Source organism: Microcoleus sp. B4-C2, assembly GCF_036705265.1.
GTDB lineage: Bacteria > Cyanobacteriota > Cyanobacteriia > Cyanobacteriales > Microcoleaceae > Microcoleus.
The window spans coordinates 12851-28130 of the sequence record NZ_JAUBUB010000041.1 but is presented as its reverse complement, the minus strand read 5'-3'; the positions used below and the strand labels follow the sequence as shown (position 1 = coordinate 28130).

18 protein-coding genes and 1 pseudogene are annotated in these 15280 nt (G+C 45.8%); 8 read left to right on the top strand and 11 right to left on the bottom strand.

Features of this window, described 5'->3' with window-relative positions:
* Positions 1-320 precede the first annotated feature (320 nt).
* From QUB20_RS14065 to QUB20_RS14045, 4 genes are all read right to left on the bottom strand, one after another.
* Positions 321-1454 (bottom strand): glycosyltransferase, encoded by a 1134-nt coding sequence (locus QUB20_RS14065; RefSeq protein WP_333247039.1) that lies wholly within the window; start codon positions 1452-1454, stop codon positions 321-323.
* A 683-nt stretch (positions 1455-2137) separates the two neighbouring features.
* Positions 2138-3286: an NAD-dependent epimerase/dehydratase family protein gene (locus QUB20_RS14060; protein ID WP_333057384.1), complete on the bottom strand. Its 1149-nt coding sequence runs from the start codon at positions 3284-3286 to the stop codon at positions 2138-2140.
* Positions 3287-3397: 111 nt separating this feature from the next.
* Positions 3398-3988, bottom strand: coding sequence for a chromophore lyase CpcT/CpeT (locus QUB20_RS14055; protein ID WP_333057383.1), 591 nt, complete (start codon positions 3986-3988; stop codon positions 3398-3400).
* Between the two features lie 452 nt (positions 3989-4440).
* Entirely contained in the window at positions 4441-4653 is a 213-nt protein-coding gene (locus tag QUB20_RS14045) for a helix-turn-helix transcriptional regulator (RefSeq protein WP_333150720.1), read from the bottom strand.
* 132 nt (positions 4654-4785) lie between these two features.
* Between QUB20_RS14045 and QUB20_RS14040 the strand changes: the two genes are divergently transcribed.
* The 3 genes from QUB20_RS14040 (at position 4786) to QUB20_RS14030 (ending at position 6046) form a co-directional block, all read left to right on the top strand.
* Positions 4786-5019 (top strand): hypothetical protein, encoded by a 234-nt coding sequence (locus QUB20_RS14040; RefSeq protein WP_333247037.1) that lies wholly within the window; start codon positions 4786-4788, stop codon positions 5017-5019.
* A gap of 335 nt (positions 5020-5354) precedes the next feature.
* Positions 5355-5675, top strand: a complete 321-nt coding sequence (locus tag QUB20_RS14035; protein ID WP_333247035.1) for a hypothetical protein — start codon at positions 5355-5357, stop codon at positions 5673-5675.
* A gap of 29 nt (positions 5676-5704) precedes the next feature.
* Positions 5705-6046 carry an HNH endonuclease gene (locus QUB20_RS14030; protein WP_333057379.1) on the top strand — a complete coding sequence of 114 codons (342 nt, stop codon included), beginning with the start codon at positions 5705-5707 and terminating at the stop codon, positions 6044-6046.
* A 151-nt stretch (positions 6047-6197) separates the two neighbouring features.
* Here the strand turns inward: QUB20_RS14030 and petL are convergent, their stop codons facing one another.
* Positions 6198-6299: a cytochrome b6-f complex subunit PetL gene (petL, locus tag QUB20_RS14025; RefSeq protein WP_006633742.1), complete on the bottom strand. Its 102-nt coding sequence runs from the start codon at positions 6297-6299 to the stop codon at positions 6198-6200.
* A gap of 77 nt (positions 6300-6376) precedes the next feature.
* On the opposite strand from petL, the gene aroB reads away from it, so the two are divergent.
* Positions 6377-7471 carry a 3-dehydroquinate synthase gene (aroB, locus tag QUB20_RS14020; protein ID WP_333247033.1) on the top strand — a complete coding sequence of 365 codons (1095 nt, stop codon included), beginning with the start codon at positions 6377-6379 and terminating at the stop codon, positions 7469-7471.
* Positions 7472-7567: 96 nt separating this feature from the next.
* On the opposite strand, the gene QUB20_RS14015 is transcribed toward aroB, so the two are convergent.
* On the bottom strand, positions 7568-8323 hold the full coding sequence (locus tag QUB20_RS14015; RefSeq protein ID WP_333247031.1) for a tetratricopeptide repeat protein: 756 nt from the start codon (positions 8321-8323) through the stop codon (positions 7568-7570).
* Positions 8324-8514: 191 nt separating this feature from the next.
* On the opposite strand from QUB20_RS14015, the gene QUB20_RS14010 reads away from it, so the two are divergent.
* Positions 8515-9351, top strand: coding sequence for a stomatin-like protein (locus tag QUB20_RS14010; protein ID WP_333057376.1), 837 nt, complete (start codon positions 8515-8517; stop codon positions 9349-9351).
* Here the strand turns inward: QUB20_RS14010 and folP are convergent.
* The 5 genes from folP to QUB20_RS13985 form a co-directional block, all read right to left on the bottom strand.
* Positions 9342-10211 (bottom strand): dihydropteroate synthase, encoded by an 870-nt coding sequence (folP, locus tag QUB20_RS14005; RefSeq protein WP_333247028.1) that lies wholly within the window; start codon positions 10209-10211, stop codon positions 9342-9344. The genes QUB20_RS14010 and folP overlap by 10 nt on opposite strands.
* A gap of 102 nt (positions 10212-10313) precedes the next feature.
* Positions 10314-10874: a Uma2 family endonuclease gene (locus QUB20_RS14000; RefSeq protein WP_333247026.1), complete on the bottom strand. Its 561-nt coding sequence runs from the start codon at positions 10872-10874 to the stop codon at positions 10314-10316.
* A gap of 129 nt (positions 10875-11003) precedes the next feature.
* The gene (gene tpiA, locus QUB20_RS13995) at positions 11004-11729 is read right to left on the bottom strand and encodes a triose-phosphate isomerase (protein WP_333057405.1); all 726 of its coding nucleotides are present in this window, start codon (positions 11727-11729) and stop codon (positions 11004-11006) included.
* 75 nt (positions 11730-11804) lie between these two features.
* Positions 11805-11990, bottom strand: coding sequence for a PCP reductase family protein (locus QUB20_RS13990; RefSeq protein ID WP_006633749.1), 186 nt, complete (start codon positions 11988-11990; stop codon positions 11805-11807).
* Between the two features lie 99 nt (positions 11991-12089).
* The gene (locus QUB20_RS13985; protein ID WP_333247024.1) at positions 12090-13043 is read right to left on the bottom strand and encodes a hypothetical protein; all 954 of its coding nucleotides are present in this window, start codon (positions 13041-13043) and stop codon (positions 12090-12092) included.
* A 156-nt stretch (positions 13044-13199) separates the two neighbouring features.
* On the opposite strand from QUB20_RS13985, the pseudogene QUB20_RS13980 reads away from it, so the two are divergent.
* The 3 genes and pseudogenes from QUB20_RS13980 to QUB20_RS13970 all read left to right on the top strand — a co-directional run.
* Positions 13200-13376 (top strand): annotated as a pseudogene (locus tag QUB20_RS13980) (IS701 family transposase); the annotation flags it as partial.
* Between the two features lie 513 nt (positions 13377-13889).
* Positions 13890-14903 (top strand): PleD family two-component system response regulator, encoded by a 1014-nt coding sequence (locus tag QUB20_RS13975; RefSeq protein ID WP_333245251.1) that lies wholly within the window; start codon positions 13890-13892, stop codon positions 14901-14903.
* 18 nt (positions 14904-14921) lie between these two features.
* Positions 14922-15263: a hemerythrin domain-containing protein gene (locus QUB20_RS13970; RefSeq protein WP_333247021.1), complete on the top strand. Its 342-nt coding sequence runs from the start codon at positions 14922-14924 to the stop codon at positions 15261-15263.
* The last annotated feature ends 17 nt before the right edge of the window (positions 15264-15280 follow it).

Sequence of the window (15280 nt, the reverse complement as noted above, 5' to 3'; positions counted from 1 at the left end):
GGTGACAGGCTTTAGTTCGATCGAGAGTGCAGTGTGTATTTGACGCTCTGTACTCGACAGCAGCGCGCGGTGTGACAGTTTTAGCGCACTCGGCGACCGTATCCGGTCAGGTAAAGGGCGCTATGAAAGCAGCGCGCAAGGCATTCCTACAGAGCTTACTCATAGTTTAATGGTAAATGCAACAGCAGGATAGCGACGGTAATTTATACAGCAAAAAAGTTCGATCGGTCTTTGAAAACATCCCGACAACACTCCAACTGACGATCGAACAGCGAAGCTAAGCTGGCGGTGATGTTTAAAGGTACTACAGTTCCCGACATTTAGGCCGCTCTGGGTACAGACTGGGCAAATACCACCGATTGATAGTAGCGCTGCAGTTGTGCGGCGGCGGCGGCCCAACCCCAGCGTTCTGCTTCTTTGCGAGCGTTTTGGCGCAGGGTTTCCCGTTCTTCGGGATTGGCAAACAGACGCTTGGCGGCCGCGAGTGCTCCTTCTTCATCGGCGGGGTCAAATAAATATCCGTTAACACCGTCGGTGACAATATCGGGAATTCCGCCGCTGCGCGCCGCCACTACGGGCGTCCCCGCAGCCATTGCTTCTAGGAGCACTAAGCCCAGGGTTTCGGTGCGGGAGGGAAAAATGAAGGCGTCGGCCGATGCGTAAGCAGAGGCGAGTTCTTGCCCCTTGAGGTAGCCGATAAAATTGGTGGGAGTGCCGGCAAAATATTGTTCGAGGGTTTGCCGGTGCGGGCCGTCTCCCACTAGGGCGAGGCGGGCGTCGGGAATGGCTGCGAGGACTGGTTTGATGCGTTCGATTTCTTTTTCTGCACCGAGGCGGCCGACGTACAGCAGCAGGGGACTGTCTGGGTTATTTTCAGAAAGGCGCGATCGCATTTCTCGACTTGCCAATTCGGGGACAAACATTTCAGTATCTACGCCCCGCTGCCACAAATCTACTCGTTCAATGCCGTGAGTTCTCAATTCCTCCACCATTGCTGTGGAAGTGCACAGATTCAATTCTGCTTGATTGTGAGCTCCTTTGAGCAGTTCCCACAATAAAGGTTCGAGGACTCCGAAACCGTAGTGGTGCAAGTATTTGGGCAAATGCGTGTGATAAGAAGCCAAAATCGGAATGTTGAACTTTTTCCCGTAATATATACCGCCCAATCCCAAAATAGCGGGATTGACAACATGAATAATATCCGGTTTAAACTGCTCTAATTGGCGGCCGACAGCCGGAGAAGGCAGTGCCATTTTCAATTCCGGGTACATCGGCAAAGGCAAGCCCTCCACACCGTAAACTCGTGCGCCTTTGTATTCTTTAATTCCGTAATCTGGAGAAAATATCAGAACTTGTTCGCCCGATCGCTGCAAGTGATCTACAGTGTGAATCAGGCGCGTCACAATGCCGTCTATTTTCGGCAAAAATGTTTCAGTGAACAGAGCAATTTTCATAAAAATAAGTTACTTAGGGAGCCGATAATCATAGCCAGAGGCCAAGGTCATCGGTAACAGGATACACTGTGTCGGGGGGCGTAAGTCATGGCGTGCGATCGGCTGCTTTTCTACACTTCTTCTTTCTGTTGCACTACCGCTAATTCCGAGCGAGAGGTTTTTGGGGTAAGATCCAAATTCCCTGAATGCGAATAGATAAAATTATCCCACCTAAAAGCAATCCCACACCTTTGGCAAAGCAATTAATTCTGTGAATTTCCTGTGCAGTTTTAGCAATTAACATTTCTTTTTCCGCAGCATAAGGCGCTTCGCTAACAGGCGCGGTAATTTTGATAACTCGCGGTTAGTGCAGCCCATTCCGGTATTAAATAATAATAACGAACTGCACTGGCTGAAAATCTCGGCAGAACAACGAAAAGCAACAGAATAATATTGCGAATTTCTACGACATTTTTTTCCAAAAAGCCAGCATTAAAAACCTTATGGATTTTTTTTAATTAACCGCAGAGGACACAGAGGACACAGAGAAAGAGATAAAAAAGATAGATTATCGTAATATACAGCAAACTCCATTCAGAACTTGCGAACCCTTCTCCTCTCTTCCCTTCTTTTCTCTTACTTCGCGCCCTTCGCGCCTTCGCGGTTCGTTAAAAAGCTCTTTCCCCGCAGGTAGAGGTCTGAACTTACTTCCAAGAAACCTTCGGCAAAATCTGGTTTTTATCGACACGGTGCTGATATTTTGTAGCAAAATTCAGCAGAGAATCGAGCAGGGAATCTGAGAGATAGTGCGGTTGCAAACCGAGGTCTAGCAAATTGGTGTTTTTGGCATTGAAATAATGTTCTTCTTTCTCGACTCTGGGATTTTCGATGTTGTTGATTTCTACTTTTAATCCCATTGCCATGCCTGCTTTTTGCACCAAGGAGGCTAAGTCGCCGACGCTGAATTGTTCGGTGAATTGGTTGAAGACGCGGAATTGTCCGGCTTCGGCGGGGTTGGCTAGAGCCAATTCCACGCACCGCACGGTATCCCGAATGTCTAAGAAGCTGCGGGTTTGTCCGCCACTGCCATAAACTGTCAGAGGATGACCGATCGCAGCTTGGATGCAAAATCTGTTCAATGCTGTCCCGAATACTCCGTCGTAGTCCAAACGGTTGATCAACAGTTCGTCCATGCCGGTTTCATCTGTGAGCACGCCGTAGACTACGCCCTGATTTAAGTCGGTGGCTCTTAAACCCCAGATTTTGCAAGCAAAATGGATGTTGTGGGAGTCGTGGACTTTTGACAGGTGGTAGAAACTGCCTGGTTGTTTGGGATAGGGTAGTGTATCCTTGCGACCGTTGTGTTCGATCGTGATGTAGCCTTCTTCAATGTCAATATTCGGCGTGCCGTATTCGCCCATTGTCCCTAATTTCACTAGGTGACAATCGGGGAAGTCTTCGCGGATGGCGTACAGCAGGTTGAGTGTCCCGACGACGTTATTGACTTGGGTGAGGACTGCGTGTTCGCGATCGATCATTGAGAAAGGTGCCGAACGCTGTTCGCCGAAATGGACGATCGCCTCTGGTGCAAATTTTCTCATGCTTTTGCTGAGAAAATCGTAGTTGGTGATGTCACCGACGAACAAGTCGATCGACTTGCCCGTTAAATCTTGCCATCGCTGGAGTCGTTGCTGAATCGGTGCGATGGGAGTGAGGGTGTCGCTGCACAGTTCCAGATCCCAGTGCCGCCTCACGAAGCTGTCGAGGATGCCAACTTCGTAACCTTTGTTAGAAAGGTAGAGTGCGGTTGCCCAACCGCAATAGCCATCGCCACCAATAACCAGGACTTTCATAAATCAACGGTGAATCTTGCTTGCCAATACTGGGTTAATGTACCAGGTATTGGTGCATTCTGAACCTTTAATAAGCGCGTGTTCGCCCAGGAAGGACTCTGTTTTTTTGGATTAACCCGGAATTTCGTCGGCGAAACTGGCCCGGCGGGTGAATTCAAAGGGGCCAGCCTGGGCTCCCCAGACGTGGGCGTCGGTTTCTGGGTCGCGCCCGCGATCGTGGCTAATAAATTTGTCTTGGTCAATCTCGAATTCGCTGTCTAGATAGGTTTTTTTGCCCTTTCTGACCACCATGCAGCCTTTTCCGGGTTCGACAGACCCTTTGAAGCTGTTGCCCGTCCACTGCGTAATAAAGGTGCAGCCAGGAAGTAGAGTCAGTTGTTCTTTTTTGATTTCTTGCAGCCGTTGCGGGTCGCGGGCCGCGCCGTAGAATTGTTCTTCGTTTTCTATGGCATAATTTTCGATGTCGATTCGATCGCCCACTGGGACTAATTTCAAAACTCGGACTCGGTACGGTACGTGCAGTTCAATATCGTAGGCTTGTTCTAGGTACAAGCTGATCCCATCCAGAACTTCGATCGGCAAAGGCCTCATGCAGACGCGGATGTGGGCGAAGAATGGCGGGTTTTCAAAGGCTTGGGCTTGGTTGCTGAAGTCGGCGGCCATCCAGCGGGCGAGGGTGACGATATCGGTGGAATGAGACATATCGATTTTCGATTTTAGATTTTAGATTTTGGATTGAGGGAGTAGAAATTATTTTAGGGGATAGCGGGCGATCGGCTATAGAAGGTAGTTATATGCTTTACGAACCAGTAAAGAAAAGGTGGCGATAAGTACGGCATTAATCAACGTATCCCATTAGCGAGATCGTCCTTTTCTTCTACCAGCGCTGGAATTTTTAGTCTAACTCGCCCCATTGGTGCGCCTTCAATCTTCCAAAATCTCGACCAAATCTTCCATTGTCAAGTCGAAGGCGCGGGCAATTTTGTAGACAGCAGAAAGATCGACTGTATTCAAAGCATCGCGCCTCCCCTAGCTTCTGACAGTGTTGTAGTTGACTCCCGAGCGATCGGCAACTTCTTTGAACGTCCAACCCTTTTGCTCAGCTAGTTCTCGAATCCGCAATCTAACATATCCCATTAGCGCGAGCGCCCTTACTATTCCAAAAACTCGACCAAATCTTCAATCATGACATCAAAAGCAAGGGCGATCTTCTGAACGGCACTCAGATCGACCATACTCATCCCATCATCGCGTCTAGCGTACCCTTTAACCGTGTTGTAATTAACCCCTGAGCGATCTGCCACGTCTTGCAGCGTCCAGCCCTTTTCTTCTGCCAACTCTCGAATCTTTAGTCTAACTCGCCCCATTTTGCCCTTGACAACAGGTTAGATTTAACCTTAAACTGTAAAAAATTCAAAACGATCGCCCTCCTAGCCTCGAAAACTTAAGGGCGATCGCCTTTTCTATCACACCCCGCGTTTGCGGGGAACGATTACCCTATGATACCAACATCCAAGCCCAAATTAAACACTCATCCCTGGTGTATCGTGCGACAATTGCCAAATATGCAGCGATTGGTGGTTGCTCGGTTCCACCGTCGGGGCGATGCGGAGGGATACATACAGATTTTACGGGGGTTGTTGCCGCAGGCTAAACACGCGATCGTTTTTGATACCACAGGGGCTGAGAAATTGCCACAAGTGCGATCGACTCCATTAGAACGAATGTTGTAATTAAGTAGTAGGACACAATTAATTACACAACACTCTCGGCTACAAGCCTTGTCTAGTAAAGAATCAGCAAAGAATCAGTGTGTAATTAATTCGGTCCAATTACTTAATCAGGAGCGATCGTGTTTTATAGCAAGTGCGATCGCTCTTTCCTTAAATTACTTAGAAGCGCGAATTAAATAATTTACACAGGTTTGTGGGGTGTCCCGCCCGCCATTGCTGGACGGGCGGGACGCCCATCCCACAAGAACCATCACGCATTGTAAGTTATTTAATTCTCATTCCTTAACAACGGATAAGCTACAATATTCCACGAGGATCTGAGATCTGTTATTCCTATGAATACTCAATTAATGGTAAAACCTTCTTCTTTGATGCCCCAAGGCATCAAAATGGTAGAATTTGGGAATATTTACTTATTCAGATTTACCGACGATCTCCAATCTCGCATGGAAGAACTGCTAGAGAGAAAAAGACTAGATTTGTTAACTGTCGATGAAATTCCAGAATTAGCTGGCATCATCGAACTATCCCGAATTTTTACCTTGATTAACGCCCAACTTTCCACCCAAGCTAAATGGTGTGCGATCGCACTCGACAATTTATGCGACAACGAGCTAAATATCTCTGCGAATACTGCCACTCTCCAGAATATCTAAGCCCAGATCGCTTTACCATAGATCATCTCATGCCCAAATCTCTAGGCGGATCTGATGACAGTGAAAATTTAGCATTAGCTTGCCGTCGCTGCAACGAACGCCACTACAATTTTACCAACGGAATTGACCAGGAAACTCAGCAAGAATGTTTATTATTTAATCCTCGTCAGCAGCAGTGGTCAGAACATTTTATCTGGACAGCAGATGGCCTAAATATTGTCCCTAAAACTCCCATAGGTCGAGCAACTTGCAATCGGCTTGACCTTAATGATGAACGTTATGATGAAGAGGATTCGATTCGGCGATCGCGCAGGTTTTGGGTAGAAGGTGGTTGGCATCCACCTGCTGAAGATGCTCGTCAATTAGAATAAGCACGATCGTTCAATCCAAAAGTTTTATGAAATGAAGCATTTGCGCCGTCAATCTACAGATAAACCTAGAGATTTTTGGCGCAAATACGTTGTCGAACTGATACTTTTGCCAGAGATTAAATCCTCTGGTTGAGACATCTAAATTAGCAAATTAGATGAGTTTGACAGCCCGCAGACCAAACATCAGCACTGTCGCCAAGCCGATCATGCCGCCAAAAATCCCGAAATAAGTTATTGCTCCGCTAAGAGTCATTGCAATTTCTCCAAAACAATCAATAAAAAGACATATAAGAACTATAATCTAAAATCTAATATCTAAATTAGATAAATATGCAATCCATAATTAAAGTTGACTTGGGGCCACAATCTTACAATGTTTGCGTGCGATCGGGCGGTTTAGACGAACTCGGCAGTCTGATGGGCGATTTAAGTTTGGGCAAAAAAGTGCTGCTGGTGTCGAATCAGTCGATTTTTCGGCAGTACGGCGAAAGAGCAACAGCAGCCCTCGAATCAGCAGGTCTGGAAGTCAGTAGCTGCATTTTACCACCGGGAGAACAGTACAAAACTTTAAATTCGGTACAGAAAATTTACGGTGCGGCTTTGGAAAACCGCTTAGAACGTTCCTCGACCATGGTGGCTTTGGGCGGCGGGGTGGTTGGCGATATGACGGGTTTTGCGGCCGCGACTTGGCTGCGGGGAATTAATGTCGTGCAGGTTCCGACTTCGCTGCTGGCGATGGTTGATGCTTCTATCGGCGGCAAAACGGGGGTAAATCATCCTTTAGGGAAGAATTTAATCGGGGCTTTTCACCAGCCACGTTTGGTTTTGATTGACCCGGATGTACTCAAAACTCTGCCGGCGAGGGAGTTTCGGTCGGCGATGGCGGAAGTCATCAAGTACGGGGTGATTTGGGATGCTGAACTTTTCGGGAAGTTGGAGAATTGCAAGCGTTTGGATCAAATGCGCTATGTGAAGGCGGATTTGTTGGCAGAAATTTTGAGCAGGTCTTGCCAAGCTAAGGCTGAGGTGGTCAGCAAAGACGAGAAGGAATCGGGTTTGCGGGCGATTTTGAATTACGGACACACCATCGGTCATGCTGTGGAAAGTTTGACCAATTACAAGGTGATCAATCACGGGGAAGGAGTGGCTATCGGTATGGCGGCCTCAAGTCGATTGGCTGTGGAGTTGGGAATGTGGGAGCAAGAGTGCGATCGCCGCCAGTCTGCTTTAATTGAAAAAGCGGGTTTACCTGCCAAATTGCCGGCGGGTGTGGATGTTGAGGAAATTTTGCATACTTTGCAACTCGATAAGAAGGTGCAGGATGGCAAGGTGCGGTTTGTGCTGCCGGTGCGCTTGGGTGAGGCTGCTGTGAGCGATCGGGTGGATGGGGATTTGATTATACAAGTTTTGAAGGAAATGCTTTAGATTCTCGTTTTTGGGGGTGTTTAACCGCCGCTGAACGCTGATTCATGCCGATCGCCCAAGATGTTTTTTCTTTCAATCGGCGATCGGCGGTTGAGTTTAGGATTCGCTGGATCGCGAATTAATTTCCTCCAAAATTTTCTCTACTCTGTTAGCAGCTTGAGTTCTACCTTGCTTGATAAATAACTCCTTAGCTTTTTTGAGGCTGGCTACCGCCTCCGCTTGGTTTTCCTTGTCTCCTTGCTGGTACAAACCGACTCCTAAATTGTTTAAAGCATCGGGATATCGATCGTTAATTTTAACGGCTTGTCTCCACTGAACAATTGCCTCGGGCAACTGCCCCTGACTTGCCATCGCCACGCCTAAATCGTTGTGAGCTTTGGCGTGCTTGGGGTTTACTTCAATTGCTTTTTGGAATAGAACGATCGCCTCGCTCATTTTACCTTGCCCCGACAGCATAGTTCCCAACTTGTAATAAGCATCCGCTTCTTTGGGATAGCGAGCGATTAGTTGTCGGTACAAAGCTTCGGCATTGACAGCGTTTCCTTGACCGTAAAGGTCGTTGGCAGTTCTCAAACCCACGGTGTAGCCTTTACCTACAACTTGGCACTTTTTCTCGGAGTTGCCTTCCTGCTTGCAAATCCTGAGTTCGTCTCCCTTCATCTCGTAGGACATAACTTCCCGAACAGCAGGGCCTCGGCGCGGGGGCTGCAAGTTTTGCGAGAGTTGCAGGGCGATTGTCTCAGCCCCGGCCGGTTCGGCCACTGCGACACTCCAGATTCCTGCACCCACCAAAATGCTTGGGGCAATCCACCTCAAAGGTTTTAACCAGGGAAACTCTCGATCGTTTTTCATGTCTTTTGTCGAAACGTGTTGTTGATATCCTGGGTTTCACTAGGGCCGTAAGAGTCGGAGCCGATGGGGCCCACCCGATGAAATAGTTAGTTATTAACAGTCGAGATATTTTAGCACTGCGGGGCCGAGTTTGAGTTAAATTAGAGTAGAATTTCGATCGATTCTCAGTCAACCTTAGCAGGAAAATAGAAATGGGGCAGTCTATTCTTACCATGCTCTTTGCGCTCATCCTCGGCTACGCTGTTAACTCAAGCGTCAAAATAGTCAGCGGTGGCGACGAAGCTTTAGTGGAACGTTTGGGTCAATACAAGCGCACCCTCAAGCCAGGATTCCACTTTATCAGTCCCCTGGTCGAAAAAGTCGTCTGCGTGGACACAACCCGTGAAAGAGTTTTAGATATTAAACCTCAGTCAGCAATCACGGGAGATAATGTGGCTCTAGAAGTCGATGCCGTGGTGTATTGGCGGGTTGTGACTTTAGAGAAAGCTTATTATGGAATAGATCAAATTGAAAATGCGATCGCCAACTTAGTTTTAACCACGTTTCGCGCTGAAATTGGTCGATTGCCAATGCAAGACATCTTGGGTTCCCGAGATGACATGAATAAAAAGTTACTCAAGAAGTTAGACGAAGCTACTCAACCTTGGGGCGTCAAAGTAATTCGCGTAGAAATTCAAAGCATTACACCTCCGAAAAGGGTGCAAGAAGCTATGGAATTGGAGCGCGCCACTAAGAGCGAGTGGCAAGCAATGGTCAATAAGGCGATCGGCACTAAGGAGTATATGAGGCTCTTAGTTGAAGCTTTAGACTCCCATCCCAATAGCAAGCAAGTTTTGAATTACTTAGTAACAGAAAAATACTTGGATGCTCAACAAAAATTGGGCGAAAGCGACAATGCCAAAATTCTGTTTATGGACCCCAGGAGCATGACAGAAGCTTTGGGCGAGCTGATGGGTTCTATGCCCGATGTGATTCATTCTGAGGGCGGGGAAATGAAAGTTATTGATACTCCCACTTCTCAAGACTGATTTCTGAAGATAGCGTCGGCAACCAGACAAACATCGTGCATTTCTCTGACATCGTGAACTCGCAAGATATCTGCCAAATTTGCGATCGCACCTGTACAAGCCGCCGCTGTCCCCCAAACTCTTTGTTTCGCTTCTGGCTGATTCAAAATGTGACCGATGAAGCTTTTTCGCGATACTCCGACTAAAATCGGACAGTTTAAAACACGGAATTTTCGCAACTCTCGCAGAATTTCTAAGTTTTGACTGTAAGTCTTGGCAAAGCCAATACCAGGGTCGAGAATTATTTGAGATTTGTCAATTCCCGCAGCAACTGCCGCCGCAATTCGACTCTCGAAAAATTCCCCAATTTCCCCGATTAAATCCCGATAATCTGTCAGTTGTTGCATCGTCTGGGGAGTTCCCCGAATGTGCATCAAAATTATTGGCACTTTTAACTGAGCAACCGTTGACAGCATTTCCGAGTCAAAAGTCGCTCCCGAAATATCGTTAATTATATCCGCTCCCGCCTCTACCGCAGCTTTCGCAACCTGCGCTCTGGTAGTATCGACTGAAATAGGAACTGAGCCAAAAATATCGGCTTTTTGTCGCAGTGTTTGTACTACAGGTATAACGCGATCGATCTCATCTCCTAATGATATTTCCACTGCACCGGGCCGAGTAGATTGACCGCCAATATCAATAATATCAACTCCACATTTTACCATGTTTTCCGCTTGCGCCAAAGCAGATTCTAGGGTATTGAAATCTCCGCCGTCGCTAAAACTGTCAGGGGTTACGTTCAAAACGCCCATTAAATAAGTGCGTTTTCCCCACTCGAAAACTTTATTTCTAATGGTAATTTTTTCTGGGTTATTTGTCATAAATTATACTTTTTGGCAGGCGGGACAACCGTCTCACAATAATTTCATCTTGAGAGTGTTGGGTTTCGTTCCTCAACCCAACCTACACTATCAACTTTTAATTCAACCAAAACTCAACCAGCTAAAAACAGTATCAACTGTCAATTCTAATTCAATTTTATCAATTATTGGCAACCGAGCTGCACCTTTGTACAGTTCTACTTTTTGTCCTGGAAATACTGCCAAAATACTCTCTTCTTCTGGATCTAGTAACCACCCCAACTCAGTGCCGTTTTGCGAACAGTGGAGTAAGTTACTCAGCACTTTTGTTTGGCTTTGGTTTGGAGACAGAATTTCTATCGACCAGTCAGGATTAATGTCAAAGCGGTTAGCAATTCTACCCGACGGCAAAAAAGGAATTCTTTCCCATCGGAATACTGCTACATCTGGCACGATTGATGCCTCGCCAAAAGTGCAGCGCAACTCGGGAAAAGCATTGGCAATTTTCCGAGTTTTCGCTACTTGATTGATAGTCTTGCAGAGTTCACCTTGAAGTACGCTGTGTTCACCTTGAGGCATCGGCTTCTGAATGATTTCTCCCTCAAGAAATTCTGAGGCCGGTTCAGTTTCAGGAAGTTTGAGGAACTCGTCTAAGGCGGGTTTGGGTTTAACGATCGCAGTCATAGGTTAATTCTCCCGATCCGAGAAACACTGAACGGCACATCACAATTGTAGGCGATCGCTGTTTAATTCCCGCTGCCTTGTTCCAATTACCAATTAACAATTACCAATTAGCAATTAGCAATTACCTAATTACTGATAATTGACAATTCGAGCAAAACTCGCAGCTTCCAAACTCGCACCGCCTACCAGAACCCCGTCAATCTCAGGCATCGCCATAACTTCATCAATATTCTCCGGTTTAACAGAGCCACCGTACTGAATTGGCACGTCAGGATTAGTCAATTTACTGCGAATCAAACCAATAACTCGGTTAGCTTCCTTCGTTTCGCAAGTATCGCCAGTGCCAATGGCCCAAATCGGTTCGTAAGCAATTACCAATTTCTGCTGGTCAACACCAACCAAATCTTTTGCCAACTGAGAAAAAATGTGAGATTCAGTTTCCCCTGCATCTCGCTGCTGCTTGGTTTCCCCAACGCACAGAATCGGAATTAAATCGTATTTCTGAGCAGCTTTCAGCCGCAAATTCACCGTTTCGTCAGTTTCCCCAAAATATTGGCGCCGTTCGCTGTGGCCGATGATGACATAACGGACACCAAGTTCACTAAGCATTGGCCCGGAAATTTCCCCAGTAAAAGCTCCAGACTCTTGCCAGTGAACGTTCTGAGCACCGAGTCTAATCCGGCTGCCGTGCAAATTTTTCGAGAGGACAGCCAAGGAAGTGAAGGGAACGCAAAGCACGACTTCCCGTTCCTCTGGGGTTTCCGTCAGGCAGGACATGAATCCTTGAAGAAATTCTAGGGATTCAGTCCTAGTTTTGTACATTTTCCAGTTGCCAGCAATAACTATTTTCCGCACGGGTGACTCAGTAGCTCTGTGAACATCAAAATCAGGCAAATTATAGTGTAAAGCTTTAGGGTACATTTCGAGCCCTTATTGCCCAAACTCAATACGAGCTTGCTCAACTAAGTCAACGGTGACGACTTCGGTTTCGGCTTCGCGCGCCAACTGCTCGATGCGGACGCGAGCTTGTCCCCGGACAAAATAGGGAATATTTTTCAGCTTCGCCTTGGCTTCTGGCGTCCATTTTAAATCATCGGAAAATTCGGAATCGGGCATGGCGTTTTGAGCGATCGACTACAAGCCTTCATGGATCTGGCTTTGATGGAAAGCCTGGATGTATTAAATTTACCATAAGTGCGATCGGCCCACACCTTCTCACTCTGCCTTAAATTTGTTGCCTAAAATAGCCGACGCTTCTTGTAAAAGCTGATTCTGCTCTTCTCGAATTGCCTCCAACCTTGTCAAAATATTAGCAAGTCGTTCTTGAGACTCCAAACTGTTTGATGCAACTCCCCTCAATTGTAAACCTGAATTATTTTTGTATTCGGGATTCTGTGAAACTAATGAGTTTACAGCCACTCCACCGACATTACTTACAGATTTAGAGCCGACACTCAAAACCCCTTGCATAAATTTTCCAGGGCTTTGCAGAACAAATAACCATCCTCCAGCAAAAAATCTACTTAAAGCCTGAAAAAGACCCAATATAATGAATACAAATAGCAGTATCACTGCTAAAAATATCAGCGGATGACTCACCAACCAGAAGACTACAGGGTGAGAGTCAATCCAATCTTTAACAGTACCATTGATAGCATTTTTGATGGCATCTGAAGCGGCATCGCTCATATTTCCCGCCTTGTTAATGCTATCTTCTAATGAAGCCTTAGCCTTTTCTGTAGCTTGATTTACACTCTCTACAGCTTGGCTAGTGCTTTGATTCAGAGTATTGAGCGCAGAGTTAGTAGTTTGATTAATAGTTTCTTTAGCAGTTGCCGCGGACTGAGAAACAGCATTAACAGCTTTGTTGGTACTTTCACTGAGGCGACTAACTGCTTGATTCGCAACTTCCGATATAGAAAGTCTGGCTTTTTCGGTTTTCTCCGCTACAGTACCTAAAGCATTGTTCGTAGCTTGATTAACAGTATTAACGGCAGAATTTGTAGTTTGAGTAAGAGCTTCTTTTGCCTGAGACGCAGTTTCGGAGAGAGAATATTTAGCTTGTGCTGTTGCTTCTGAAGTAGAATTCACTGCTTTTTCGACTTGCTCAGTCCAAACTTCTTTCGTTTTTTGAAAGCTTTGAGAAAAATCAGGCAGTGCTACTTCCATAGTCAGTGAGCTCCATTAAGTTAATTTACTGTTTCCAGTGATTATAGTATAGCTTCTATTTTTAATAGTGGGACTTTAGCCCAAAATAGAGTGAGAAATAAAGCTAAGATATATAGAGTCAACTTTTGAGGTTAGTGTCTTTCCTGATGGAATCTGATGAGATCAACACTTGGGACATCCATGATCCCATGCTTTGAAAGATAGTGTCAACGCTTTGACGATGTGTTTCCTACTCAAGCCCAAAGACAGGAGTTTAGACACTATTTGGGGCGATTATTGGGAGAAAGCAGAGAAACAACCTATCCGAGAGCGCGCAAAACGCTATAAATGTTTCTTAACAAAGCTTACGCCTTTTTGCAGTCAGAGCTGCCTGGTGCGAACAAACGCTCAACCAAGGGCGAATCTATACGGGATCGTGTGACCATCAGATGTATTCCCCAAAAATAGCTCGGACGATCGCTCGTGGGACGGAGGAATTTGATGCACCCGAAAAAGGCTGAATTAAGTTGAGAAATATAGCATATTATCCCACGAGCGATCGCGGGATAACAGGCGATCGTTCGTCAAAGCTCGCTCGGCGTTGTAAAAACTGTTTAACGCCCCAAAAATAATTACATATTTACAAAAATTAGCGCAAGTTACCAGACTTTATATCCCCAAAAAAAGCGATAAATTTTAAGTAGACTGTGGCTGTTAGTTTAACAAACCCGACACTCCCTATAATTTTGTTGCGGTCGCTTAGCTGGTGTATAATTTATGACATATTGGTCAATTTTTCACTTTCCATCCCAAGCTCAAAATATGCTAGGCTAGAATGTTTCCAAAGCTTGAGATACACCATGACGTATGTATCAATCATTAGAAGAGTCAGCCATTTCAACTAACCCATCTACGGAACCGTCCTCTCTAATTCTGATTGTGGATGACGATGCCTTGATGCGTTTACAACTTCGACTGTATTTACAGAAGGAAAAATACCGAGTGGCCGAAGCTACGGATGGGTTGACAGGGCTAGCAGCTTATGAGGAAGTACATCCAGACTTGATCCTGCTAGATGCAGTGATGCCTACTATGGATGGTTTTGCTTGTTGTCAAAAATTATCTGAAGTGCCTGAGAGCGATCGCCCACCTATTTTGATGATTACTAGCTTAGAAGACAAAGAATCTGTCGATCGAGCGTTTGCAGCGGGAGCGGCTGACTATATCACTAAGCCCATTCACTGGGCTGTTCTGCGACAGAGAGTACGACGGTTGATTCAGCAATTCCATTTGCAACAGCAACAAACCCTACTTTACAAACAGCTAGAAGCCGCCAATCGACAATTAAAATACCTCGCGTCAATTGACGGTTTGACTCAGATTGCCAATCGCCGTCAGTTTGACCAACAGCTAGAGGAGGAGTGGCGACGCATGACGAGGCAGCAAACTCCTTTGTCACTGATTTTGTGTGATATAGATTTGTTCAAGCCTTACAACGATACTTATGGACACCAAGCAGGGGATCTATGTTTAAAGCAAGTTGCGGCAACTCTCAATCGCAGTATTAATCGAGCTGGAGATTTAGTAGCACGTTATGGAGGTGAAGAATTTGTAGTGATTTTATCCGACACCGAGCTTGAGGGAGCCGTCCAAATCGTTAAGCAAATGCAGGAGCGCATCCAAGCTTTAGCAATAGTCCATAAGAGTTCTCCGCATCATTGCATTACGCTCAGCTTCGGTATTACCAGTGTAATTCCTACCCAAGAGAGTCGGCCTGAAACTTTAATTGCTGCTGCCGATGCAGCACTTTATCAAGCCAAAGACAAAGGTCGTAATACTTTTTGCACCAAGATTCATACAGTCAATGAATTCACCCGTTAAATCATCAGGGTAAAAACTATGCCTCTCGTCATTTGGAAGGATTGCTTAATAATTGTTATTCCAAAAATTTGCCACCACCATAAACAATTGATTGAGCAACTCAATAGCTTAGTGAATGCCATGTTGGCAAACCGTGGCAAGGAAGAAATAAAAGGTATTGTAGATTTTTTAGACTTGTACATAGCACAAAAATTAGAGTTTGAAGATTTTTTTAGGCAAAGATACAAATGCCCGGTTGCATCTAACAATGCAGCGGCGCATACCAAATTTATTAAAGCACTGAGTGAAGTTAAACAAGAGCTGAAAATCAAAGGATCGAGCCTTTCGTTAGTCATTAAGCTTAATGAACAATTGCTATAGCAATCCTCGCATCATTT

Coding starts and splice junctions, on each gene's coding strand:
- QUB20_RS14055 (WP_333057383.1), bottom strand. CDS start 3,988: ATGTCTCATTCCACCGATATCGTCACCCTCGCCCGCTGGATGGCCGCC.
- QUB20_RS13970 (WP_333247021.1), top strand. CDS start 14,922: ATGCCTCTCGTCATTTGGAAGGATTGCTTAATAATTGTTATTCCAAAA.
- QUB20_RS13985 (WP_333247024.1), bottom strand. CDS start 13,043: ATGGAAGTAGCACTGCCTGATTTTTCTCAAAGCTTTCAAAAAACGAAA.
- QUB20_RS14045 (WP_333150720.1), bottom strand. CDS start 4,653: ATGGGGCGAGTTAGACTAAAGATTCGAGAGTTGGCAGAAGAAAAGGGC.
- QUB20_RS14065 (WP_333247039.1), bottom strand. CDS start 1,454: ATGAAAATTGCTCTGTTCACTGAAACATTTTTGCCGAAAATAGACGGC.
- QUB20_RS13975 (WP_333245251.1), top strand. CDS start 13,890: ATGTATCAATCATTAGAAGAGTCAGCCATTTCAACTAACCCATCTACG.
- petL (WP_006633742.1), bottom strand. CDS start 6,299: ATGACTCTTAGCGGAGCAATAACTTATTTCGGGATTTTTGGCGGCATG.
- QUB20_RS13990 (WP_006633749.1), bottom strand. CDS start 11,990: ATGCCCGATTCCGAATTTTCCGATGATTTAAAATGGACGCCAGAAGCC.
- QUB20_RS14035 (WP_333247035.1), top strand. CDS start 5,355: ATGAATACTCAATTAATGGTAAAACCTTCTTCTTTGATGCCCCAAGGC.
- QUB20_RS14060 (WP_333057384.1), bottom strand. CDS start 3,286: ATGAAAGTCCTGGTTATTGGTGGCGATGGCTATTGCGGTTGGGCAACC.
- QUB20_RS14000 (WP_333247026.1), bottom strand. CDS start 10,874: ATGACTGCGATCGTTAAACCCAAACCCGCCTTAGACGAGTTCCTCAAA.
- QUB20_RS14040 (WP_333247037.1), top strand. CDS start 4,786: ATGATACCAACATCCAAGCCCAAATTAAACACTCATCCCTGGTGTATC.
- folP (WP_333247028.1), bottom strand. CDS start 10,211: ATGACAAATAACCCAGAAAAAATTACCATTAGAAATAAAGTTTTCGAG.
- QUB20_RS14010 (WP_333057376.1), top strand. CDS start 8,515: ATGGGGCAGTCTATTCTTACCATGCTCTTTGCGCTCATCCTCGGCTAC.
- QUB20_RS14015 (WP_333247031.1), bottom strand. CDS start 8,323: ATGAAAAACGATCGAGAGTTTCCCTGGTTAAAACCTTTGAGGTGGATT.
- QUB20_RS14030 (WP_333057379.1), top strand. CDS start 5,705: ATGCCCAAATCTCTAGGCGGATCTGATGACAGTGAAAATTTAGCATTA.
- aroB (WP_333247033.1), top strand. CDS start 6,377: ATGCAATCCATAATTAAAGTTGACTTGGGGCCACAATCTTACAATGTT.